The organism is Rhodococcus sp. WMMA185, assembly GCF_001767395.1.
In the GTDB taxonomy this organism is placed as follows: Bacteria; Actinomycetota; Actinomycetes; order Mycobacteriales; family Mycobacteriaceae; genus Rhodococcus_F.
On sequence record NZ_CP017014.1, the window covers coordinates 1,279,347 to 1,302,604 of the forward strand.

A 23,258-nucleotide genomic window follows, 5' to 3' on the forward strand; every position below is an offset into this window, starting at 1 on the left:
GGCGGTGCCGCACTGATGTCGCTGAAGCGCTCCCTCGCTGAAGTCACCGAGGTGGCGCTGTGCCGATGTCGCCGGGGTGGTGCCTCGCTGAAGTTACCGGGGTGGTGCCTCGCTGAAGTTACCGGGGTGGTGCCGGGGCCGGACGTTCCGCGAGGTAGCGCTCGAGGATCGACATGGCCACGGGGCCTGATGTCGCCGAACCGAATCCCCCGCCACGGACCATTACCGTGACGACGATTTCGGGAGACTCGAAGGGCACGACCGCGGAGAACCAAGCGTCGAGACCATCGCCCGGTGCCGACGGATCCTCAGCCGTTCCGGTCTTGGAGCCGGCTGTGATCGGCAGACTGGCGAGCTGCCCGCCCGTACCGGCAGCGGCCGAAGCCCGCATGCCGGCGCGGACCGGGTCGAGCCGATCGTCGAAGGGAAGCCGATGAGGCTCAGCGGTCGGAATCGACGTGCCCTCCCCGGGTCCGTACGCGCCGGCAAGTTGTGGAGTGACCATCGCTCCGGTAGCGATGCCAGACGTCCACCCCGCCACTTGCAGTGGGGTTGCCGTTACTGTGCCCTGCCCGATGCCCATCAACACCGTCGAGCCGGGATACCAAATCGCCCCGATGTCGCCGACCGACTCAGGTGTCCCCAGGAATCCTGCGGACTCGCCGGGTAGATCGATCCCTGAGCGCCGACCCACACCCAATTGGTCTGCGACCGTGGCGATCCGCTCGGGACCGAGGAGTAGGGCGAGCTTGTAGAAGTACACGTTGTCCGACCACTGGATCGCTTGCAGCAGGTTGTTCGGGCCCATCGGCTGCCAATTCGCGAATGTGTGCCCGCCGTAGGTGAAAGCGGCACCGGTCGGGATCGCCTCATCCGGATCCAGGACCTGATCCTCCGCGTTCGCCGAGGCGACAACGATCTTGAATGTCGAGCCGGGTGGCGCGGCGGTCTGGAACGCGTGGTTGAGCATCCGACTGGGCCCCGGCCCCTCCGTTTGGGCGGCCAGTGCGACGGCATCGACGGGAGGACCGTACACGTTGTTGTCGTACCCGGGGACGCTGGCGAGCGCCAGGATGGCGCCGGTGCGCGCGTCCATCACCACCGCAGCGCCGAGGTCGCCCCCGCTGCCGCGGACTGCCTGGGCGAGTGCGTCGGTCGCCACATTCTGCAATCCGATGTCCAAGTGCAGTCGCAGGTCGTGACCCGGCACTGGATCAACGCGTTCTCCCGGACCGACCACATTTCCAGTCGGGTCGACGTATAGGCACTGCTTGCCATCGGTGCCGCGCAGCAGGGCGTCGTATTGCTTCTCGAGTCCCGCACTGCCGACCCGCGATCCGAGTGCGAGCTGCGGCCAGCGTTCCATGTCCTGCGGATCGCCGATGCCGACGTATCCGAGGACGGAGGCGAGTGAATCCCCGTACGGATAGTGCCGACGTCCGGAGGGGACGATGAGGACTCCTGGGATCTGCGCATCGATGATTTGTCGAGCCTGATCGGGCGCGACCCTGCCGACGACAGTCTCCATTTCCCCTACGCCGCGTTCCCCCAGGGTGTTTGTCAGCTCGTCCTGAGAAGTCCCGAGCAACGCGCCCAGCTCACCGAGCGTGGCGGGGTCGTTCTCTTCGAACATTCGGGTGACCACCGAAATGGTGTATTCGGCAACGTTGGTCGCCAACGGTACGCCGTTCCGGTCGAGGATCTGACCGCGCTCGGCAGGCAGACGGATACAGCGCGTCATCTGTTCATCGCTCAACGCGCGCAGTTCCGAACCGCGCTCGCCCTGCAACTGCCAGGCGAACACCGACATCGCGACGAGGAGTGCGGTGACCGCAGCGGTACCCACCGTCATGCCCCGAGGCCGTCGCCGACGTGTGGACGGCTGGGCCCACAGCGGGCGGGCGACCCCGTCTCGGCGCACCGCGAGCACCAGCCCGATTGCAACGAATCCGACGAGTGCGACTGTGCCGCCGTAGCTGAACATCGGGAGCGGCATCCCGGTGTGGGGCAGTAGCGACAGGCTCGCACCGATCGACAGGACCGCGTGGATCCCGAACAAGCCGCCGATGCCCGCGGCCACGAGCGCGGCTTCTTTAGTGCGTGCCCGTCGTGCAGCTAGTGCGGCACGCCACGTGATCACCAAGCTGGCTGCCACGACTGCAATGCCGGCGAACAGCCCCCACCCGTATACGACGGATGCGAACGCAAGGTCGTGCTCCGATTCGGGAAGGTATTGCGCTCTCAGGTCGTACATGGGGTCTAGCGCCAGGCCCCACAGCCCACCGCTGCCTATTGCGATGTCGGCTTGAAGCGATGCCCAGCCCGACCCGCTGGGGTCGGCATCGCTCGACAGGAACACCTGGATCCGTTCGAGTTGGTACGGGCGGAGGAAGAGACCGAGGATGGGCAACGCGGCGATTCCCAGTCCGAACAGCGGCAGAAGGGGCAACATCGGCACCCTGCCGAGGACAAGCATCAACGCCGCTACCGCTGCCAACACCACGGCACTCGACAGGTCGGGTTGGAGAGCGACCAGGGCAATCACGCCGCTCGCGATCAACAGCATCGTCATCAGCCGACCGAACGTGTAGCCACCGGACAGGATGGACGCCGCCACCAGGACCAGACCGAGCTTGGCGATTTCGGCGGGCTGAATGGAAAACAGGCCGAAATCCAGCCAGCGTTGTGCACCTTTGACCGATACCCCGACGAACGGCACCGCCATCAGCATCGCGACCGATACCCCGAGGGTCACCCACCCGAATCGTCGCAGCTTGCTCACCCGCATCCGCGACAGGAGCAACATCACTCCGATGCCGACGACGGCAAAGATCGCGTGGCGCACCGCTTGCGACGTCAGTCCGATCGACACCAAGTTGAGAAGCCCTAGGACGGTGAGAACGACCGCCGCCGTGACAATCCAGGGATCGGACTCCCGATCTTGTCCCCGCACGGGGACGTCGTCCACGGGAGCGTCGTCCACGGGAACGCCGCCGCTACTCATCAGCAGGTCACTTTCTCGGCAGGCACGTACAGCGGCTCCGAAGCAGCAACTGCAGGGGCGCTCGTGACCGCAGCGACGGCCAGGGCGTAACCGGGCGGCAGGAAGGTCTTGCTCAACCCGTACACGTCGTCCCGGCCTGGCTCGGTGCGCACGGTGATGTCTCCGCCTGCCTGTACTTCGCCGGTGCATCGGTCGTAGACGTTCAGCTTCCAGGCGACCGTGTCGGTGGTCGCAGCCGGATCCAGGCGAACGTCCACTCGTATGGCGCACGGCTGTCCCGCGCTACACGATCCGTCCGCGAAACTCGCGGTGACACCAGTGATCTGGCCTGCGCTGGCAGGGGCTCCGGTCTGGACGGGTGCCGGCTCGACTCCGTCGGTATTCGTCGCGGATATGGACGGGTCCGGCGGGACGACCGGCGGCGGGGACACCGGCCGGAGAGTGTTCTCCTCAGAGAAGTCCACTGGGTTGACGACGGTGTTCCAACCTTTGTTCAGCTCCGTCCATACGCGGGGACCCGAAACGACTGCCCCGACGACTACAACGAGCGTGAGCACGGTGAGCGTTCCCTGACGCCATGAGGGCCTTCTCCGCCGAGTGTGCCAGGCGCTTCGGACCGGCGGATACCAGCCGGTGGATGGCGTGAGGGACCCCGCAGGCACGTTGGTCCGATCTTCCATCGCACGACCATCCGGAATGGGCCGATCCATCGCCGCCCTGACGAGTTCGCCGATCTGGCTCCTCCGTCTGGGCTCCTCGGCAGGGTCGAGTTCGGGAGCGATTACCAGACCAACTCGACGCACCAAATCCTCGAGATCCGTTGCATCTGGTACCGATTCGATTACAAGATTGCCGAACTCCGGCCCCCGGCAGTTGGTCGCGATACGGCGGAGCAGGACCGTGATCGTATCGTTGATCTCGGCGCACGACGAGTCGATCCCGACGCGGTCGATTGTGAGCCGCCCGCCGTCGGACACCATCACGGTGTCATCAAGTGGGGCGGTTCGGCAGCCACCGGCGCCGCCCGCCAGTTCGAGCTGGCCAGCCAAGTCGCTAACCAGCTGCGCAGCTTGCGGCGGCGTCAGCCGCGCGACCTCGAGAAGCGCCGTGAGGCTGACAGCGTCAAGGCTGCCACCCGAGTCGTCATCGATCAGTTCAGGTGGATCAGGTCGGTCCGCAGCGGGCTCGCTGTTGCTCGCGTGGACCCCCAAGGCTGCTTCGTTCATCGCGCATCCCCGAAACGACATGCCTCCCGCGGGTGACACCGAACCGAAGCGGGTGGGCGGTGGACTGGGCTTTTGCTTGCTCCTGTCGAAACCCTTGCGTCGAAACCCTTGCGCCTGCTCGAACTATTAAACTCCGATTCGGTCAATCGCGAGGAGAAATCGCAAAGGCAAAAGTGTGGCAATGTCTAGCCGACACGCGCATCGCCGCCAAAAACCTTTCGCTGAACCAGGATCTGGCCGCGCAGCAATCGGTGCACGGCACCCGCAGCCGATGTAGCAAATCGCATCGGTAGTCTCTGTAGCTTCGCCCGAAGGGGAGCCATGACGAACGCCGCCGACAAGGTCACCCGGATTTCGTAGGACTCGTCGACCATGCGGCAGCCGAGGGGAGCGCGAGCACCGCCCGGCACGCCGGCAGCTCGAGCACTGGGTCAGGGTGGGTCGCGAGATGTCGAATCAGCGCCGGGTCGCGCGCCGACCGCGTGGGCACGGCTGCGCAACGGTCCTGCTCGATGAACAGGGCCGCGACACGGGCGTCGCTGCTTGATTTATTTTCCGTCCAACGCAACTGTTACCAGCATGAGCACGGACCTTCCGGACCCGCTGGAGCGGGTACTCGGCGAGTACGCGCGGCATCTCGAGCTCGAACGCGGCCGCTCGCAGCACACGGTGAAGGCATACGTCGCCGATGCAAAGTCGCTTTTGCAGCACTGGTTGTCGACAACTCCCGGAGCCCACCTCGGTGAGCTCGACATCGAGGTACTCAGGGCATGGCTCGCCGGCCAGGCGGCGGCGGGTGCGGCTCGGACGACACTCGCGCGGCGAACATCGTCGGTGCGCAACTTCACCGCCTGGCTGCTGCGAACGCGCCGAATCTTCGTCGACCCCGGAGTCCGTTTGGGTGCGGCGAAGTCTCACCGGAAACTCCCGGTGGTCCTACGCCAGTCGCAGGCGACAGATGTGATGGATGCCGCCGAATCCGGTGCGCAACAGCAGGATCCGATCGCCCTGCGCGATCGTCTGATCGTGGAACTGTTGTATGCCACGGGAATTCGGGTAGGTGAACTGTGCGGCCTCGACCTCGAATCGGTGGACCGCGAACGCAGGCTCTTGCGTGTAATGGGCAAGGGAGACAAGGAGCGGTCGGTGCCCTACGGCAAGCCTGCCGCCGAAGCGCTCGATCTGTGGCTGCACGTCGGCCGCCCGGCAATCGCCACAGCTGCCGCTGGACAGGCTCTCCTGCTGGGCAGACGAGGAAAGCGGCTGGACCAGCGGCAAGCGCGCACCGTTGTGCACGACGTCCTCTCCGCCGTTCCCGGTGCCCCAGATCTCAGCCCACACGGACTTCGTCATACCTCTGCCACACATCTACTCGAAGGGGGCGCCGACCTGAGGGTGGTTCAGGAGTTGCTGGGGCACGCGAGCCTTGCGACCACTCAGCTCTACACGCATGTTTCCGTCGAGAGGCTGCGCGCGGTCCACGACCAGGCGCATCCGCGGGCCTGAGCCGGCGTTCGGTGGCGTTCTTCGGATGGACGGTCCGTCAGCCTCCGCGCGTGCGGACAGGTTCGAGTCGCACCGGCACGGCCCGGACGAGGGCGAGCGGGTTCAGGTACTCACGACCTCGGCGCACTCCCCAGTGCAGGCAGGCGGTCACCTGCGCGATGCAGCCCGGGTGGCCGGGTTCGAGGTAGCCGAGCACGGTGCCGCGGCCGACCCGCATCCCAGCAGTGACGCGGGCAGTGACGGGCTCGTACGTGGTGCGAAGGCCGCCCGGGTGGTCGACCGAAACCACCGGTTTGCCCGCGACCGTGCCCGCGAACACCACCACACCGGTGCCGGCCGAGAGTACGGCCCGGTCGGGCGCTCCGGCCAGGTCCACTCCGCGATGCCCGGGTAGCCAGTCGTGTTCGGGGTTGTCGTACGTCCGCACCACCGTCGGCCGCGGGTGTAGTGGCCAGTCGAAAGCAGTGGTCGATGCTGGGTGTGCGGGTGGGGAGAGAACGACCGCGCCGACGAGGGCGGTGGCGGCGGTGGCTGCCGCTGCGAGTGATCGGGTGAGTGTTTCCCACATCGTCATGACGTCGACGATGTCCCATTCGGCGACTTCGATACCGGCAGTGGAAGAAGTTGTGGATGGACCCCGATCCGTCCACAGATTGCGCAGAGCTATCGCGTCGGCGGCGCGAGTGTGGGTTGGCCGGGGTGCCGACGGTGGAGTGAAGAAGGAGTGCGGTTGGGGCCTATTGAACCGCAGGCCGTACACTGATCAGGCGGTCTGTGCTCGCACAGTCCGACTTCGCGCACCCGTGCAGGTTATCGACCATCGGCTGGTCTCACATCACGATGTGAGTTCCGGTGGTTCAGGGGTGCTAGGGCGGAGCGTCACCGACGTTCTGCGTCAACTGGCAATGAAAGAGAGATACACAGCCATGGCTGTCGTAACAATGAAGCAGCTGCTCGACAGCGGCACGCACTTCGGTCACCAGACTCGTCGCTGGAACCCGAAGATGAAGCGATTCATTTTCACCGACCGTAACGGCATCTACATCATCGACTTGCAGCAGACGCTGACGTACATCGACAAGGCGTACGAGTTCGTCAAGGAAACTGTTGCCCACGGTGGCACCGTCCTCTTCGTCGGCACCAAGAAGCAGGCCCAGGAATCCATCGCTGCCGAGGCCACCCGCGTCGGTATGCCCTTCGTCAACCAGCGTTGGCTCGGCGGCATGCTCACCAACTTCACCACTGTCCACAAGCGCCTGCTCCGCCTCAAGGAACTCGAGGCGATGGAGCAGACCGGTGGATTCGAGGGTCGCACCAAGAAGGAAATCCTCATGCTCACGCGTGAGATGACCAAGCTGGATCGCACCCTCGGTGGTATCCGCGACATGTCCAAGGTTCCTTCCGCCGTGTGGGTTGTCGACACCAACAAGGAGCACCTTGCGGTTGCCGAGGCGCGCAAGCTGAACATCCCGGTCATCGCGATCCTGGACACCAACTGCGACCCTGACCTCGTCGACTACCCGATCCCGGGCAACGACGACGCCATTCGCAGCGCCGCGCTGCTCACCAAGGTGGTTGCGTCTGCGGTAGCCGAGGGTGTGCAGGCACGTGCCGGACTGAGCGCCGACAAGGACGCGAAGCCCGAGGCAGGCGCAGGCGAGCCCCTCGCCGAGTGGGAGCAGGAACTGTTGTCGCAGGCAGCTCCCGCGGCAGAGGTAGCCTCCGCAGAGGATGCCCAGGCTCCCGCAGCGGAGGGCGACGCTCCTGCAGCAGAGGCCCCCTCGACCGAGGCCTGATTCGTTGTACACGGCCCTGACCAGAGATCCTGTGGTCAGGGCCGTTTGCCGGTCTGCCCCGAGTACTACCCTGACTTAAGTCCGAACAGACATATGAGGAGGCTCGCTCACCATGGCGAACTACACCGCCGCTGACGTCAAGCGGCTCCGCGAGCTCACCGGCTCCGGAATGATGGCCTGCAAGAACGCTCTCGCCGAGGCTGAGGGCGACTTCGACAAGGCCGTCGAGCAGCTGCGCATCAAGGGTGCCAAGGACGTAGGCAAGCGCGCCGAGCGCACCACGGCCGAGGGCCTGGTCGTCTCCAGGGACGGCGTCCTGCTCGAGATCAACTGCGAGACGGACTTCGTTGCGAAGAATGAAGACTTCCTGAAGCTCGCCGAGTCGATCGTGGCGGTCGCCGCGGCCGCGAAGCCCGCCGACATCGAGACGCTCAAGGCACTCGAGCTCGACGGCAAGACCGTCGACGAGGTGGTCCAGGAGCGGTCCGCGAAGATCGGTGAGAAGCTCGAACTGAGCAGGATTGCTTCCTTCGACGGACAGGTCGCGGTTTACCTGCACAAGCGCAGTGCTGACCTCCCGCCCGCCGTCGGCGTTCTGGTCGAGTACACCGGCGAGGGCGAGACGGCCGCCGAGGCAGCCCGTGGTGCTGCCATGCAGGTCGCTGCCCTCAAGGCGAAGTACGTCACGCGTGACGAGGTCCCCGAGGACATCGTCGCGGGTGAGCGCCGTATCGCCGAGGAGACGGCCCGCTCCGAGGGCAAGCCGGAGCAGGCCCTGCCGAAGATCATCGAAGGCCGTGTCACCGGTTACTTCAAGGACGTCGTGCTGCTCGAGCAGTCTTCTGTGCAGGACTCCAAGAAGCCCGTCAAGGCAGTCCTCGACGAGGCCGGCGTCACCATCAAGCGCTTCGTTCGCTTCGAGGTCGGTGCTTCGAGCTAGTCGTGTGAGTCGTAGACCCCGCCAGACGAGTGCGCTCGCCCGGCGGGGTTTACGTATACCGTCGTGGCCTCGATGAGGCAGGATGAAGACGGCGGTTTCGTATGGGTGTAGAGCACAGTGAGTCGGTGCGCTCATCTCCTGTCGAGGAGTCGACGAGTGCTGTAGAGGCGAGTGCGGTGGAACTGAGGAGAGTAATGACCGAACCAGTCAGCGAGCGTATGGGATTCCAGCGAGTCCTTCTCAAGCTCGGCGGAGAAATGTTCGGTGGTGGGAAGGTCGGCCTCGACCCCGACGTGGTGACAAGGGTGGCGCAGCAGATCGCCGGAGTGGTGCGCTCTGGTGTTCAAGTGGCAGTCGTCATCGGCGGCGGGAACTTCTTCCGTGGAGCGGAACTGCAGCAGCGAGGACTCGATCGTGCGCGCTCCGACTACATGGGAATGCTCGGGACCGTGATGAATTGCCTTGCTCTGCAGGACTTCCTGGAGAAGGAAGGTATCGACAGCCGTGTTCAGACGGCGATCACGATGGGTCAGGTTGCTGAGCCGTACATTCCGCTGCGAGCCCAGCGGCATCTGGAGAAGGGCCGAGTCGTGATCTTCGGCGCCGGTATGGGAATGCCCTACTTCTCGACTGACACGACGGCAGCGCAGCGTGCTCTCGAAATCGGCGCAGAGGTGGTCCTGATGGCCAAGGCGGTCGACGGGGTGTTCACCGCGGACCCGAACGTCGATCCGGACGCCACGATGTACAGCCAGATCACGCACCGGGAAGTGATCGAGCGGGGACTCAAGGTGGCTGATGCGACCGCTTTCAGCCTGTGCATGGACAACGAAATGCCGATCATGGTGTTCAATCTGCTGACCGAGGGGAATATCGCTCGGGCAGTGTCCGGTGACAAGATCGGGACGCTCGTCAAGTCATGACGCGCAACACGGCTAACACGGCAATTTCTCGAAGCAGGGTTCTCGAGAACGGGTTTTCTCGAAACAGAGGCAGTGACGAATCGATGCAGAACGACATGGAGGAACAGCTGTGATTGACGAAGCTCTCTTCGAGGCCGAGGAAAAGATGGAGAAGGCCGTCAACGTGGCCAAGGACGACCTGGGCTCGATCCGGACCGGCCGCGCGAACCCGGGCATGTTCAACCGCATCGGAGTCGACTATTACGGGTCATTCACCCCGATCAGCCAGTTGGCGAGCATCAATGTGCCTGAAGCGCGCCTCGTAGTGGTCAAGCCCTACGAGGCCGCGCAGTTGGGTCCGATCGAGACTGCCATTCGTAACTCCGACTTGGGTGTGAACCCCACCAACGACGGAAACTTGATTCGCATCTCCGTTCCCCAGCTCACCGAGGAGCGTCGACGCGAGTTGGTGAAACAGGCCAAGTCCAAGGGCGAGGACGCCAAGGTGTCGATCCGCAGCGTGCGCCGCAAGGCGATGGACGAGCTCTCGCGGATCCAGAAGGAAGGCGAAGCAGGCGAGGACGAGGTCGGGCGCGCCGAGAAGGAACTCGACAAGACGACCGCCCGCTATGTCGGGCAGATCGAAGAACTTGTCAAGCACAAGGAAGCCGAGTTGCTTGAAGTTTAGGCATGAAACGAGGAGTGGATCGGGGACAGTGACCGTGCCAGCAGAACACGGGACCCCACGCGGACCCATATCAGAGGGCGAGTCCTCGATGAAGCCGGAGGGCGAGCCCTCGCGGGAGTCGAATGCCGGCCCGAAGTCGAAGGCAGGGCGAAACCTGCCCGCGGCGATCGCGGTCGGGGTCGGGCTCGGAGTCTCCCTGATCGTGGTTCTTATCTACGTTCCGCTGGTGTGGATAGCCGTAGTTGCGGCTGCGATGGCCGTCGCTACGTGGGAGGTCACCAAACGGCTCCGAGAAGAGACCGACATCAGCGCGCCCCGGATTCCGCTTCTCCTCGGCGGTCAGGCGATTCTGTGGCTTGGGTGGCCCTTCGGTCCGGTCGGTGTACTCGGCGCTTTCGCGGGGACGGTGCTGGTCTGCATGATCTGGCGCCTATTCGAGAGCGGCCTGAAAGCGACGCCGCAGAACTTCCTCCGAGATACCGCGGTCACTGTATTCGTGGCCTCGTGGATCCCGCTGCTGGCGTCGTTTGCGGTTTTGATGGTGCTACAGGAAGACGGTGCCGGTCGGGTCTTCTGCCTGATGATCGCCGTGGTCTGTTCCGACGTGGGCGGCTACGCGGCGGGCGTCCTCTTCGGCAAACATCCGATGGTCCCCGCGATCAGCCCCAAGAAGTCGTGGGAGGGATTCTTCGGGTCGCTGCTGTTCTGCGTGATCGGCAGCATCCTTTCGGTCACCTTGATCCTCGACGCGAACCTGATGATCGGTGTGCTCCTCGGTGTCGCTCTGGTGATCACCGCAACGATCGGAGATCTCATCGAATCTCAGGTCAAGCGAGAACTGGGTATCAAGGACATGGGCACGCTTCTGCCCGGGCACGGCGGCATCATGGACCGTCTCGACTCGCTGCTGCCGTCGGCGTTCGTGACGTGGCTCGTGTTGACGGCCCTCGTCTAATTCCGGGTCGTGACGATCCCGAGTCCGAACATCTGGCACTGGCCGGGAATGTACGAGGTCGAGAACCGAGCTCAGGACGTCGACGGAGCGATTTTCCGGCATCTGCGAGCGGTCTTCGACTGGACCGGCAACACCGTCGTCGACGTCGGCTGCGGATCGGGGTTCCATCTACCCGTCTTCGCGGAATCCGCCCACGCCGTGATCGGTGTCGAACCGCACCCGCCGCTGGTGGGCCTGGCCCGGCAGCGGGTGGCCGGAATGCGGAACGTGCAAGTGGTGGACGGCTCCGCGGAGCGGATCCCCCTCGCCGATGCGAGCGTGGATCTCGTGCACGCCCGCACCGCCTACTTTTTCGGTCCTGGGTGTGGCCCCGGCATTGGCGAGGCATTACGCGTCCTACGGCCTGGGGGAGTGCTGGTGGTGGTAGATCTCGACGCCACCGCCCATCCGTACGGCGCATGGATGTGTGCGGACCTTCCGCAATACCGTCCGGCGTCCGTTGAAGCATTCTTCGCGGCGCAAGGCTTCGACCTTGCGCGAGTGGATACGCGGTGGATGTTCCCCGACCGCGAATCGCTGCGCGGGGTGCTCGGCATCGAATTCACGAAGCGGACGGCGGCGAGGGCGTTCGCACAGACACCGGGCTTGTCGCTCGACGTGCGCTACCGCGTACACAGCCGACGAAAGTCAGCCCTCCTCGAAATACCCTGATCGGCGCCTACGACCGTGGGGCAATATCGAATATTCGCGCGAGCGCGTTGATCTTCTTCGCCTTCGCGAGCTTGGGTACATCGCTGCCGTCTCGAACGCGAGATCCGTCTTCTCCCAGGTCTGCGATGACCTCGGACGCCCACTTGGCCTCAGCGGGAGACGGGCTCAGCGCATCATTGACCGGCCCCGTCTGCGCGATCGTCATGCACAGCTTTCCGGTCATGCCCATCGACAGGGTCAGGGCCGCGGCCCTGCTCAGGGCGTCTACGTCGGTGCCGAGGGTGGGGCCATCGATTGGGGCGCAGATGCGCGCCGCTCGGCTGGCGATCGCCAGCCTCGATCGCGGGTACGCCATTGCCAGAGGTGAGTCGTCCATGCCCGTGTCGCGGCGGAAGTCACCACTGCCGAATGCGAGTCGGAACGTGGCCTCAGTGCGTGCAATTTCGGGTGCAGCCTCGAGGCCTACCGCGGATTCGATGAGGGCGAGAATCCTCGTGCCTTCGCGCAGCCTTTCCGCTGTGGCGTCGACCTGCATGCCGCTCTCGGTCTTGGCGAGCATGACGCCCTCGAGGCCGGGAACACCGCTGAGCGCATCCAGGTCCTCGGCCCAGTACGGGGTGGTGGCGTCGTTGATGCGTACCCACGCTCGACCGTGTTCACTGAGCCACTCGACCACGTCGGTGCGGGCCTGCGGTTTGCGGCCAGGAGTGACCGCATCCTCGAGGTCGAGGATGACCGCGTCCGCGGCGCTGGACTGAGCCGCCTCGAAGTTCTCGGGTCTTCCGCCCGGAACCAGTAGCCAGGACCTTGCCTGTTCGGCCGCGATGCGCGGTGCCAACGAGGCCTGGGGGTCGGCTGTCCGGGGGTCGGCTGTCTCCATGTCGGCCTTCACAGTCGTATCCCTTCAATGATGTCCACGACACCAATCATGCTCGCCGAGTACCCCTGCTATCCACTCGAGAAACTACTGTTCGGTCAGTTGGTGCGGTTTGGCTGCGCTCGACTGCGGACGCATTTGTCGGCTTACCACACCTCCGTGCGAGGTTCGCCGCCGAAGCAATGGGACAATGGCGAGACTATGGTTGCTTCTCTTCCTCTCGTGTTCAACGCTCCCCGGCGGGGGATGCCCTCTCGACATCTCGCGGACCTCGACTCCTCCGAGCGGCGAGAGGCGGTTGAATCGCTGGGTCTGCCTGGTTTCCGCGCAGACCAACTGGCCCGCCAGTACTACGCGCGTCTCGAGGCAGATCCCGAGAAGATGACCGATCTTCCGGCGGCAGTCCGAGGGCAGGTCGGCTCCGCACTCTTCCCGACGCTGTTGACTCCGATCAGGCATGTGGACTGCGACCGGGGGGAAACGCGCAAGACGCTGTGGCGGGCGTGCGACGGAACACTGCTCGAAAGCGTCCTCATGCGCTACCCCGACCGCGCGACGCTGTGTATATCCAGCCAGGCAGGGTGCGGCATGGCCTGCCCCTTCTGCGCAACCGGCCAGGCCGGACTGCAGCGCAACCTGTCGACAGCCGAGATCGTCGACCAGGTGCGGGCTGCGGCGGCCGCGCTGCGGGACGGCGAGGTGGCCGGCGGCCCGGGCAGGTTGTCGAACGTGGTCTTCATGGGGATGGGCGAGCCACTAGCCAACTACAAGCGCGTTGTAGCGGCTGTCAGGCGCATCACCTCGCCGGCCCCGGACGGACTCGGGTTGTCGCAGCGGTCTGTGACGGTGTCGACGGTCGGGTTGGCTCCCGCCATCCGCAAGCTCGCCGACGAGGGTCTCAGCGTTACGTTGGCGGTGTCACTGCACACACCCGACGACGAACTGAGGGACACTCTGGTTCCGGTCAACAACCGGTGGCCGGTGGCCGAGGTTCTCGAGGCCGCCCGGTATTACGCGGACAAGACAGGCAGGCGGGTCTCGATCGAGTACGCATTGATACGAGATGTCAATGATCAGCCGTGGCGGGCAGATCTGCTGGGAAAGAAGTTGCGCAAAGCCCTGGGCGCTTTGGTGCATGTGAATCTGATTCCGCTCAACCCCACACCGGGTAGCCAATGGGACGCGAGCCCGAAGCCGGTGGAGAAGGAGTTCGTCCGGCGCGTGCTCGCCCAAGGCGTGTCCTGCACGGTGCGCGACACCCGCGGCCAGGAGATCGCCGCAGCCTGCGGTCAACTCGCGGCCGAGAGTTGAACTCGCCAAATACACGAACCGAGCCCCTGGTCCCGACTATTCGGGGCCAGGGGCTCAGTTCTGAGCTCGTCTGGGAACCGGCTCGCCCTTCGGAGCTACCGAGGCTTGCGGCGAATGACGATGTCGCGGACGAGGATGACTACCAGCAGCGCTGCGCTGCCGACCAGCCACCAGTCCTCGACCCGGCCGGTGTGGTTGCCGATGATCATGGTCAACAGGAAGGCCGCGAAGAACCATCCGAAGAATCGGAACGTCTTGGGAGCCTCGCCACTCCAGCCCCAGGCCGCCGACGGAACCTCCGCGGTGTCGACGTGCGCGGCCGTCATGGGGTCGCTGGATGAGGGCTCCAACTGGGTACCGGCCACGATCGATCCTCCTGCAGATTCGGTTGCGCTACTCGACATATCGTGGCATACGACTGTGCGTCGTATGTAGCGGGGCCATCCGTTGCAGTTAGCTGCGGTTCCATCAGGAACAATGGGCGGGTGGATGAAACCAGGCCCACTCGTGTCCTACTGCTCGGCAGCACCGGTTCGATCGGTACCCAAGCGTTGGAGGTGGTGGCCGCCAACCCGGACAAGTTCGAAGTTGTCGGCCTGTCCGCGGGAGGGGGAAACGTCGATCTGCTCGCGCAACAGATTCGGGACACGGGTGTGTCGTCCGTTGCAGTCGCAGATCCTCGGGCTGCTGCCGCGCTGGAGTTGCCGGGTGTGCTGAGCGGACCGGACGCGGCAACGGAACTGGTGCGGACCACCGAGGCGGACGTCGTCCTCAACGCGCTTGTCGGATCCCTGGGGCTCGAGCCGACCCTGGCAGCACTGGAGACGGGGGCGAGTCTCGCGCTGGCGAACAAGGAGTCCCTCGTCGCGGGCGGACCACTCGTGACGGCTGCCGCGGCGCCGGGTCAGATCGTTCCCGTGGACTCCGAACACTCCGCGCTGGCGCAATGCTTGCGTGGGGGGCGCGCGGACGAGGTGGACAGGATCGTACTGACCGCGTCCGGCGGGCCGTTCCGAGGCTGGAGCGCCGAAGACCTCGAGAGTGTGGACCCGACACGGGCGCTGGCCCATCCCACCTGGTCAATGGGTCCGATGAATACGCTCAACTCCGCGACGCTCGTCAACAAGGGACTCGAGTTGATCGAGACTCACCTGCTGTTCGGTATCGACTACGACCGGATCGACGTCACCGTCCACCCGCAGTCCATCGTGCACTCGATGGTCACGTTCATCGACGGCTCCACGCTGGCGCAGGCCAGCCCACCGGACATGAAGTTGCCGATCGCACTTGCGCTGGGCTGGCCGGACCGGGTGGCGGGAGTAGCGGCGGCGTGCGACTTCACGACGGCGTCGACGTGGGATTTCGAGCCGCTCGACGCGAACGTCTTTCCCGCTGTCGACCTGGCACGGGACGCGGGCAAGGGTGGCGGATGCCTCACCGCCGTCTACAATGCCGCCAACGAGGTCGCGGCTCATGCATTCTTGGACGGCCTCATCCGATTCCCGGCGATCGTTCGCACCGTCGGGATGGTGCTTTCGGAGGCGGATGAATGGTCGGTTCCACCGGCTAACGTGGAAGATGTTCTAGCCGCCGACGGCTGGGCGCGTGAGCGGGCACGTCAACTCGTGAAGCAGGAAGGCTAGAGCTGCATGATTTTCGTAGTGGGCGTTGTTCTCTTCGCCCTCGGGATCGCCCTGTCGATCGCGCTTCACGAAGCGGGTCACATGTGGGTGGCGAAAGCCGCCGGCATGAAGGTGCGTAGATATTTCATCGGGTTCGGGCCCAAGATCTTCTCGTTCCGGCGCGGGGAAACGGAGTACGGTCTCAAAGCGCTTCCGCTCGGGGGCTTTTGCGACATCGCCGGAATGACGGCGATGGACGAGCTGGCGCCCGACGAAGAAGACCGGGCCATGTACAAGAAGGCAACCTGGAAGCGGCTCGCCGTGATGTCGGGCGGCATCGTCATGAACTTCGCGCTCGGTCTGGTTCTGATTTTCGTGCTTGCCGTCGGGTGGGGGCTGCCCAACCTCAACACTCCGCCTGCGACGGCGCTCGGCGACATGAGTTGCGCACCCGCGACCCAGTCCGAGGACGGTCGGGTCGCCTCGTGCACGGGTGAAGGTCCTGCCCAGCAAGCCGGCCTAGAGCGGGGCGATGTAGTCACCTCCGTGGGCGGCACCCCGGTCGATACGTGGGCGCAGGTTGTGTCCGAGACGCAGAAGCTGACCGGGCCCGTCGACTACACGGTCGAGCGCGGGGGCGAGACCCTCACATTCACTGTGGTACCGCAGGAGGTGCAGCGGTATGTGATCGATCCGGAGACCGGTGAGAAGTCGTCGAAGACGGTCAGCGCGATCGGCGTCGGACCCGACTACTATCTCCCGACTCAGTACAACGCGTTGGCGGCGATCCCGGCTTCGGTCGCGTTCACGGGTGACATGTTCACGATGACAGCGGAGCGCCTCGTTCAGCTGCCCGGCAAGGTTGTGGATCTGTGGCAGTCCGTGACCGGTGGGGAGCGTGACATGGACACTCCGATCAGTGTCGTCGGTGCCAGCGTCATCGGTGGCGAGGTGGCGGAGCGCGGATTGTGGGAGGTGTTCATCCTCCTGCTGGCGAGCCTCAACTTCTTCCTCGGAATGTTCAACGTCTTGCCTTTGCTCCCGCTCGACGGCGGGCACATGGCCGTGGCGGTGTACGAGCGTTTCCGGGATTTCTTCCGCAACCGTCGGGGACTGCCGAGCGGTGAGCCCGTCGACTACATGAAACTGCTGCCCGTCACCTACGTTTTCATCGTCGTCGGCGGTGCTTACATGCTCCTGACTCTGACCGCCGACATCGTCAACCCGATCCAGCTCTTCCAGTGATAGCTAGACTCGATCTCGAGCTACGAAAGAAGGCCCTCACGTGACCAGCCCGGTCGGACTAGGAATGCCGGAAGGCCCGGCCGCGGTTCTCGCGCCCCGGCGCAAGACCCGCCAACTCCAGGTTGGTGGGGTTGGTGTAGGCAGTGACTTCCCGGTGTCCGTGCAGTCGATGTGCACCACCAAGACCCACGACGTCAACGCCACCCTGCAGCAGATCGCCGAGCTCACCGCATCCGGCTGCGACATCGTGCGTGTCGCCTGCCCGCGCCAAGAGGATGCCGACGCGCTCGCGACGATCGCCAAGAAGAGCCAGATCCCGGTCATCGCCGACATTCACTTCCAGCCGCGCTACATCTTCGCCGCGATCGACGCCGGCTGTGCGGCCGTTCGTGTGAATCCCGGCAACATCAAGGAGTTCGACGGACGGGTCAAGGAGGTCGCGAAAGCGGCCGGGGATGCAGGCATCCCGATCCGGATCGGTGTCAATGCAGGCTCGCTCGATCCGCGCCTGATGCGCAAATACGGCAAGGCGACGCCCGAGGCCCTCGTGGAGTCGGCACTGTGGGAGGCGAGCCTGTTCGAGGAACACGGCTTCGGCGACATCAAGATCTCGGTCAAGCACAACGACCCGGTCATCATGGTCGAGGCTTACCGCCAGCTGGCCGCCCAGTGTGACTACCCGCTGCACCTCGGTGTGACCGAGGCCGGCCCGGCGTTCCAGGGCACCATCAAATCTGCTGTCGCGTTCGGCGCACTGCTGGCCGAGGGCATCGGTGACACGATCCGGGTGTCTTTGTCCGCGCCGCCGGCCGAGGAGGTGAAGGTCGGCACCCAAATCCTGCAGTCGCTGAACCTGCGTCCGCGGAAGCTCGAGATCGTGTCGTGTCCCTCGTGCGGTCGCGCACAGGTCGATGTGTACAAGTTGGCGGACGAGGTCACAGCCGGACTCGAGGGCATGGAGATCCCGCTGCGCGTGGCCGTGATGGGGTGTGTCGTCAATGGTCCTGGCGAGGCTCGGGAGGCTGATTTGGGTGTTGCCTCCGGGAACGGCAAGGGACAGATCTTCGTCAAAGGCAAAGTCATCAAGACCGTGCCCGAGGCGCAGATCGTGGAGACTCTGATTGAAGAAGCGATGCGGATAGCGGAGGAGATGGACAGCGATTCGACGTCCGGATCACCCGTGGTGACGGTCAGCTGACGGGCGTGCGCGGTGACCGTCGAAACGACTCCCGTTTTCGGCGAGTTCGTGGCAACCTGGTGGGCACGACGACAAACTGACAAGGTTGGGTAGATGCTCAAGCTCCTTGGTGCAAAACAGTTGAGCAGTCGAGACACGGCGCTCGCGCTTCGTGTCCTCGACTCCGACCCTGTCGCTACGTGCATGGTCGCCGCGCGAGTAGAGCAAGGCGGAACCGACCCTCGGATGATCCACGGAGAGTTGTGGAGTCGTGGCGGGCCGCTCGAGTCGTTGTGTTTCTCCGGCGCGAACTTCGTACCGCTGCGGGGAAGCACGGACGATATGCGGGCGTTTGCAGACCGCGCATGTCGGACACCGCGCATGTGTTCGTCCCTGGTCGGGCGTGCCGAGTTGACCCTGCCGCTCTGGGAGATGCTCGAACTCGACTGGGGGCCTGCCCGTGAGGTCCGCGCTGATCAGCCGCTGCTGGCCCTGGCGAGCGAACCGCTGTGCCGACCCGACCCCCTGGTGCGTCAGGTGCGGATGCGTGAACTCGACCAGTACCTTCCGGCCGCTGTCGCGATGTTCATCGAGGAGGTCGGCGTCGATCCCCGCGCAAACGACGATGGTCGTGGCTACCGCCGCCGCGTCGCGAACCTCATCGCAGCCGGCCGGGCGTGGGCCCGGTTCGAGGACGGTCAGGTGGTCTTCAAGGCCGAGGTGGGGTCGGTGTCCTCCCGGGTCGGGCAGATTCAGGGCGTCTGGGTACATCCGATGTACCGGGGGCGCGGACACGGCGCGGCCGGTACGGCGACAGTAGCTCAGGCAGTCATTGCCGAGGGCCGAGTCGCCAGCTTGTACGTCAACAGCTTCAACACGATTGCCCGCAGCACGTATTCACGCATCGGCTTCAGCCAGGTGGGGACGTTCGCCACAATTCTGTTGGATTGATGAAACCTGTTGAATTGATGTAGCGCGGACTGACATGGCGCTCGACCTACCGTGTCGACGACCGTCGCCGACATAGCATGAGCGGCGATGAACCCTCGTCTCTTTCCCCACGCACGCGTCGTCAGGTCGATCGCCTTCGGCGGGGTCGCTGTGCTGATGATTGGCGTCGCGGCATGCACACCCCGACCGGGTGGTCCCGAGCCCGCCGCTCGAGCGTTTCTGGCGGCCTTTGCCGAACGCGATTCCGAGCGGGCCGCCGCCCTCTCGGACCGCCCTGACAACGCGATGCAGACGCTCGAGTCGACGTGGGAGTCGTTGCAGGCCGAGTCCCTCGAGGCGGAGACCACCCACGTCCGAGTAACCGGCGACACCGCCACCGTGGGGTACACCTATGAATGGCAACTGCCGAAAGACCGGGTGTGGACATATTCAGGCGAACTCCAGATGGGCCGACGTGGCGGCGACTGGGCCGTGCGCTGGAGTGCGACCAACGTCCATCCGCGGCTAGGGGATCGTCAGACGATGTCGCTGCGGTCCGTTGCGGCGCCCAGGGCCCGCGTCAACGAGCGCGCCGGATCGGACGTTCTCGTGCCCGGTGTCGTGTATCGCGTCAAGTTCGATGCGAGGGAATCGGACGATGTGATCCGCAGCGCGCAGTCGCTGACGTCGGCGCTGGCGGAGTTCGACAACACCCTCACCGCGCAGTCGATCGCGGAGTCCGCAACCGCGGTGAAAGGTGACTACCTCGTCACCCGGCTGAGATCCGAGGACTACGACCGAGTCGAGGGTGTGCTCGGCGCGATCCCCGGTGTGACCGTGTCAGACGAGGCCGACCTGGTGGCTACCGATCGGACGTTCGCCCCCGATCTCATCGGCCGGGTCAAGCAGACGGTGATCGATGAGGTCGACGGTGAGGCCGGATGGAGAGTGGTCACCGTCAATCAGAACGGCGTCGACACCGCCGTGCTCACCGAGACACCGCCGAAGCCTGTCCCGTCGTTCTCGATCAGCCTGGATCGGCCCATTCAGGTTGCCGCGCAGAATGCGGTCAACGCCCGACCCGAGCAGGCCATGATGGTGGTCATTGCTCCCTCGACCGGTGACATCCTCGCCGTGGCGCAGAACGAGGCCGCCGACAGAGACGGACCCGTGGCCCTGACGGGCCTCTACCCCCCGGGCTCGACGTTCAAGATCGTGACCGCGGGAGCGGCGATCTCGTCGGACCTCGCGACACCTCACACATTGGTTCCGTGCCCCGGCCTCATCGTGATCGGCGACCGGAGCGTGCCGAACTACAACGAATTCGCGCTCGGGACGGTCCCGATGGCCACGGCGTTCGCCCGTTCGTGCAACACCTCGTTCGCGAAACTGGCGAGTGAGATGCAGTCGGATGCGCTGACCGTCGCGGCCTCACAGTTCGGAGTCGGGGCCGACTATGAGGTCGTGGGCTTGCCCACCTACACGGGCTCGGTGCCCGAAGCAGACGATCTGGTCCAGCGAACAGAGGACGGCTTCGGGCAGGGCAGGGTCGTGGTCAGCCCATTCGGTATGGCTTTGGCAGCGGCGACCGTAGCGAATGGCTCGACGCCGGTTCCGTCGCTGATCGCCGGACGGGAAACGTCGATCGACGAAGACCCTCCGCCGATCAGCCCTGAGATGGTCGACGGACTCCGCGAGATGATGCGCCTCGTGGTCACGAGTGGCACGGCCGGGAGAATCGGGGATCAGGGCGAGGTGTACGGCAAGACGGGCGAAGCCGAGGTCGAGGGTGGGTCGCACGCCTGGTTCGTCGGCTACCGCGGCGATCTCGCCTTCGCAACGCTGGTGGTGCGCGGGGGAAGCTCCGACAACGCTGTTGCCGTGACTCGTGACATGTTCGCGGCGCTGCCGGAGGGGTATTGACACGCTCGATCAAGCGTTGCAAGTAATCTCGCCGTCTCCAGTCCGCTGGAGAGTCGTGCGCTGCCGCAGTATCCGTATTCCAAATGCATTGTGAGACAGTGCGGTTCGATTGTATTGCGGAGATGAATACCGTTCTCCAGGTTGTCGGCGTCGCTGTGGGCCGCAAGACGCCTGTGACGCAGTGACGTGCTTGTGCGGATCTGTCTCATCTGGGGCAGACTGGTTCAGGGTCATCGCGCAATGTCGCCCAGATCTGCGAGGAGCGGCAACGAACCTCTGATCTTCTCGAAAGGTGTTGAGAGACATGCACGAACGTCCAGACGCAGTGGTTGTCGGTGCAGGCGTGATCGGCAGTTCGATCGCTTTGCAACTGGCAAAACGGGGAAACAACGTCCTGGTGGTCGACAAGGCGGGCGGCCCGGGCTACGGATCGACCAGCGCATCGAGCGCCATCATCCGATTCAATTACTCCACTTTCGACGGCGTCGTGACCGCTTGGGAGTCGAGTCGATGCTGGGCCGATTGGCGAAGCTACCTCGGGTTGGATCAGGATGTCGCAGTCGCCCGGTTTCACAGGACCGGAATGGTCTTTCTCGATGTCGACACGGTTCCCCGGGACCACACCATCAAGCTGTACCAGGATGTGAACATCCCTTACGAGGAGTGGGACAGCGCAGAGCTGGTCCAGCGCATACCCGGAATCGACCCCGGCCGTTACTTTCCACCCAAGCCGGTCCATTCCGAAGAATTCTTCGCGGAGGCCACCGCCACTCTGGGCGCTCTCTACACCCCCGACGCCGGATTCGTCGACGACCCCCAGCTCGCGGCCGCCAATCTGGCGCAAGCGGCCGCCGATCACGGAGCTGCCTTCAAGTATCGGGCGACCATCGTCGAGATCGATCAGAGCCCCGACGGTCTGTGGCACCTACATCTCGACGACGGCACCATCATCGACTCATCGGTCGTGGTCAACGCAGCCGGGCCCTGGTCGGGGGCCCTGAACACGATGGCGGACGTCGGAGCCGATTTCACGGTAGCCGTTGCGCCCCTGCGCCAGGAAGTTCACCACGTCAGCGCTCCGACTGGATTCGACACGGGAGGACGGCCAGGTCCGTGTATCGCCGACCTGGATGTGGGGATCTACGCGCGGCCCGATACTCGGGGTGGGTTCCTCATCGGCGGAACCGAACCTGCATGCGACCCGCTCGAATGGATCGACGATCCCGATACGGCCGATCTCAACAGAACCGCAGACCGCTTCGAGTCCCAAGTGATGCGGGCTGCCCGGCGGTTCCCCGACCTGACCGTGCCTGCTCAACCCCGCGGCATCGCCGGCGTTTACGATGTCGCGTCGGATTGGACTCCGATCTACGACAAGACAGATCGAGACGGGTTCTACGTAGCGATCGGAACCAGCGGCAATCAGTTCAAGAATGCTCCACTCGCTGGCGAGTTCCTCGCCGAGATCATCACAGCTGTCGAGGCGGGTCACGACCACGACCGCGACCCGGTCCAGTACATCGGGCGTACGACAAGGCTCACCGTCGACCTCGGGTCGTTTTCGCGAAAGCGACAGCTCAATGCCGAATCATCGGGAACGGTACTCGGCTGACCGCCTCGCACCTCAGACCTCGAGCTCGGTGTTCAGGGCGGCGGCGATCTGGGCGTCGTGCTCGGCGGCCTGGCTGAGAGCGGCACTGGCCAGCCCGGAGAGCGAGCGCACCCCGTGCCGATTGGTGTGTAGCGCACTGATCAGAGAGAACGCGTCCTTGCAGATCCCGACCCAGTGCCGGTCGGTTTCCCCGCGGATCGAGGCCGGGTCCGCGGCCGCCTCGGACGCGATGTCCGGGCGGCAGACCGGGCACGGCCGACGGTCCTCGGTCGCGAACTCGTCGCTCTTCATGTCGGCGACGGCGGGCAGGTTCTTTCCTTCGATGGCGGAGCAGTCGGCTCGGTGCGCGACACAGGAGACACCGACCCGATGGGCGATGAACAGGCCGTCCTCTTTCCGGTAGATGCTCAGTTCCGTCCAGTGCAGCGAGTCCGGTCGCTCACTGGTGATGTGCCCGAGCAGGGTGCCGGTGAATGCCACGACCCGGATACCGTCGCGGACCTTGATCCGGCGCATGGGCCCATTGACTGGCCCGCCGACCGGCCCGTGCTCTGCCGGATCGATGTCCGGGTACATGTTCGAGTGGTCGCTGTTCGAGTGGCCGTCGATCTCGGAGTCGGGTGGGGACTCGTCGGGGTGCGTACGCATCCTACTGATCTCTTTCGCGTCGGTGTCGCCGGTGCAATCACTCCCGCCTCGCGGGGAACACTCCTTCTCGGTTCCAATGATGAACTCGATTGCGAGATGACCCCGGCATTCGGGGAGAATATCGGCGTGTCCTCGGGGGCGGCCCGAGGGGAGGAAATCATCCTCGTCTCGCGTCGCTCGATCGC

General features: G+C 64.8%; 20 protein-coding genes and 1 pseudogene. 15 read left to right on the plus strand and 6 right to left on the minus strand.

Annotated features, from left to right (window positions below):
* Positions 1-118: 118 nt before the first annotated feature.
* Both BFN03_RS05760 and BFN03_RS05765 read right to left on the minus strand, forming a co-directional pair.
* Positions 119-3,004 (minus strand): FtsW/RodA/SpoVE family cell cycle protein, encoded by a 2,886-nt coding sequence (locus BFN03_RS05760; RefSeq protein ID WP_084385508.1) that lies wholly within the window; start codon positions 3,002-3,004, stop codon positions 119-121.
* Positions 3,004-4,230, minus strand: a complete 1,227-nt coding sequence (locus tag BFN03_RS05765) for a hypothetical protein (protein ID WP_070380654.1) — start codon at positions 4,228-4,230, stop codon at positions 3,004-3,006. The genes BFN03_RS05760 and BFN03_RS05765 overlap by 1 nt, the downstream gene beginning before the upstream one ends.
* Positions 4,231-4,551: 321 nt before the next feature.
* On the opposite strand from BFN03_RS05765, the pseudogene BFN03_RS21000 reads away from it, so the two are divergent.
* Positions 4,552-4,708 (plus strand): annotated as a pseudogene (locus BFN03_RS21000) (TA system antitoxin ParD family protein); the annotation flags it as partial.
* Positions 4,709-4,809: 101 nt separating this feature from the next.
* Positions 4,810-5,736, plus strand: coding sequence for a tyrosine recombinase XerC (locus tag BFN03_RS05775; RefSeq protein ID WP_070378210.1), 927 nt, complete (start codon positions 4,810-4,812; stop codon positions 5,734-5,736).
* Between the two features lie 37 nt (positions 5,737-5,773).
* On the opposite strand, the gene BFN03_RS05780 is transcribed toward BFN03_RS05775, so the two are convergent.
* Positions 5,774-6,310, minus strand: a complete 537-nt coding sequence (locus BFN03_RS05780; RefSeq protein ID WP_157109562.1) for a M23 family metallopeptidase — start codon at positions 6,308-6,310, stop codon at positions 5,774-5,776.
* A gap of 352 nt (positions 6,311-6,662) precedes the next feature.
* On the opposite strand from BFN03_RS05780, the gene rpsB reads away from it, so the two are divergent.
* From rpsB to BFN03_RS05810, 6 genes are all read left to right on the plus strand, one after another.
* Positions 6,663-7,532, plus strand: coding sequence for a 30S ribosomal protein S2 (gene rpsB, locus BFN03_RS05785; protein ID WP_070380656.1), 870 nt, complete (start codon positions 6,663-6,665; stop codon positions 7,530-7,532).
* Between the two features lie 112 nt (positions 7,533-7,644).
* Entirely contained in the window at positions 7,645-8,472 is an 828-nt protein-coding gene (tsf, locus tag BFN03_RS05790; RefSeq protein ID WP_070378211.1) for a translation elongation factor Ts, read from the plus strand.
* A 194-nt stretch (positions 8,473-8,666) separates the two neighbouring features.
* A complete protein-coding gene (pyrH, locus tag BFN03_RS05795) occupies positions 8,667-9,395 on the plus strand; it encodes a UMP kinase (protein ID WP_070380657.1) in 729 nt (242 codons plus the stop codon).
* 109 nt (positions 9,396-9,504) lie between these two features.
* Entirely contained in the window at positions 9,505-10,062 is a 558-nt protein-coding gene (gene frr / locus BFN03_RS05800) for a ribosome recycling factor (protein ID WP_070378212.1), read from the plus strand.
* An 88-nt stretch (positions 10,063-10,150) separates the two neighbouring features.
* Positions 10,151-11,017 carry a phosphatidate cytidylyltransferase gene (locus tag BFN03_RS05805; protein WP_084385509.1) on the plus strand — a complete coding sequence of 289 codons (867 nt, stop codon included), beginning with the start codon at positions 10,151-10,153 and terminating at the stop codon, positions 11,015-11,017.
* Positions 11,018-11,026: 9 nt separating this feature from the next.
* Positions 11,027-11,728, plus strand: coding sequence for a class I SAM-dependent methyltransferase (locus tag BFN03_RS05810; protein WP_070378213.1), 702 nt, complete (start codon positions 11,027-11,029; stop codon positions 11,726-11,728).
* A gap of 7 nt (positions 11,729-11,735) precedes the next feature.
* On the opposite strand, the gene BFN03_RS05815 is transcribed toward BFN03_RS05810, so the two are convergent.
* Positions 11,736-12,608 (minus strand): HpcH/HpaI aldolase/citrate lyase family protein, encoded by an 873-nt coding sequence (locus tag BFN03_RS05815; protein WP_070380659.1) that lies wholly within the window; start codon positions 12,606-12,608, stop codon positions 11,736-11,738.
* 198 nt (positions 12,609-12,806) lie between these two features.
* Here BFN03_RS05815 and rlmN point away from each other — a divergent pair, with 198 nt between their 5' ends.
* On the plus strand, positions 12,807-13,916 hold the full coding sequence (rlmN, locus tag BFN03_RS05820; protein ID WP_070380660.1) for a 23S rRNA (adenine(2503)-C(2))-methyltransferase RlmN: 1,110 nt from the start codon (positions 12,807-12,809) through the stop codon (positions 13,914-13,916).
* A 95-nt stretch (positions 13,917-14,011) separates the two neighbouring features.
* On the opposite strand, the gene BFN03_RS05825 is transcribed toward rlmN, so the two are convergent.
* Positions 14,012-14,281, minus strand: coding sequence for a DUF2631 domain-containing protein (locus tag BFN03_RS05825; protein WP_070378214.1), 270 nt, complete (start codon positions 14,279-14,281; stop codon positions 14,012-14,014).
* A gap of 120 nt (positions 14,282-14,401) precedes the next feature.
* On the opposite strand from BFN03_RS05825, the gene dxr reads away from it, so the two are divergent.
* The 6 genes from dxr (at position 14,402) to BFN03_RS05855 (ending at position 22,425) form a co-directional block, all read left to right on the plus strand.
* Positions 14,402-15,559 carry a 1-deoxy-D-xylulose-5-phosphate reductoisomerase gene (dxr, locus tag BFN03_RS05830; protein ID WP_070378215.1) on the plus strand — a complete coding sequence of 386 codons (1,158 nt, stop codon included), beginning with the start codon at positions 14,402-14,404 and terminating at the stop codon, positions 15,557-15,559.
* A gap of 6 nt (positions 15,560-15,565) precedes the next feature.
* Complete coding sequence (locus tag BFN03_RS05835; protein WP_070378216.1) at positions 15,566-16,783, plus strand: M50 family metallopeptidase; 1,218 nt, start codon at positions 15,566-15,568, stop codon at positions 16,781-16,783.
* Between the two features lie 40 nt (positions 16,784-16,823).
* A complete protein-coding gene (gene ispG, locus BFN03_RS05840) occupies positions 16,824-17,981 on the plus strand; it encodes a flavodoxin-dependent (E)-4-hydroxy-3-methylbut-2-enyl-diphosphate synthase (protein ID WP_070378217.1) in 1,158 nt (385 codons plus the stop codon).
* 93 nt (positions 17,982-18,074) lie between these two features.
* A complete protein-coding gene (locus BFN03_RS05845; RefSeq protein WP_070378218.1) occupies positions 18,075-18,911 on the plus strand; it encodes a GNAT family N-acetyltransferase in 837 nt (278 codons plus the stop codon).
* Positions 18,912-18,998: 87 nt separating this feature from the next.
* The gene (locus BFN03_RS05850) at positions 18,999-20,813 is read left to right on the plus strand and encodes a penicillin-binding transpeptidase domain-containing protein (protein WP_070378219.1); all 1,815 of its coding nucleotides are present in this window, start codon (positions 18,999-19,001) and stop codon (positions 20,811-20,813) included.
* A 304-nt stretch (positions 20,814-21,117) separates the two neighbouring features.
* Positions 21,118-22,425 (plus strand): NAD(P)/FAD-dependent oxidoreductase, encoded by a 1,308-nt coding sequence (locus BFN03_RS05855; RefSeq protein ID WP_070378220.1) that lies wholly within the window; start codon positions 21,118-21,120, stop codon positions 22,423-22,425.
* 12 nt (positions 22,426-22,437) lie between these two features.
* Here the strand turns inward: BFN03_RS05855 and BFN03_RS05860 are convergent, their stop codons facing one another.
* Positions 22,438-23,073: a hypothetical protein gene (locus BFN03_RS05860; RefSeq protein WP_157109563.1), complete on the minus strand. Its 636-nt coding sequence runs from the start codon at positions 23,071-23,073 to the stop codon at positions 22,438-22,440.
* Between the last annotated feature and the right edge of the window lie 185 nt (positions 23,074-23,258).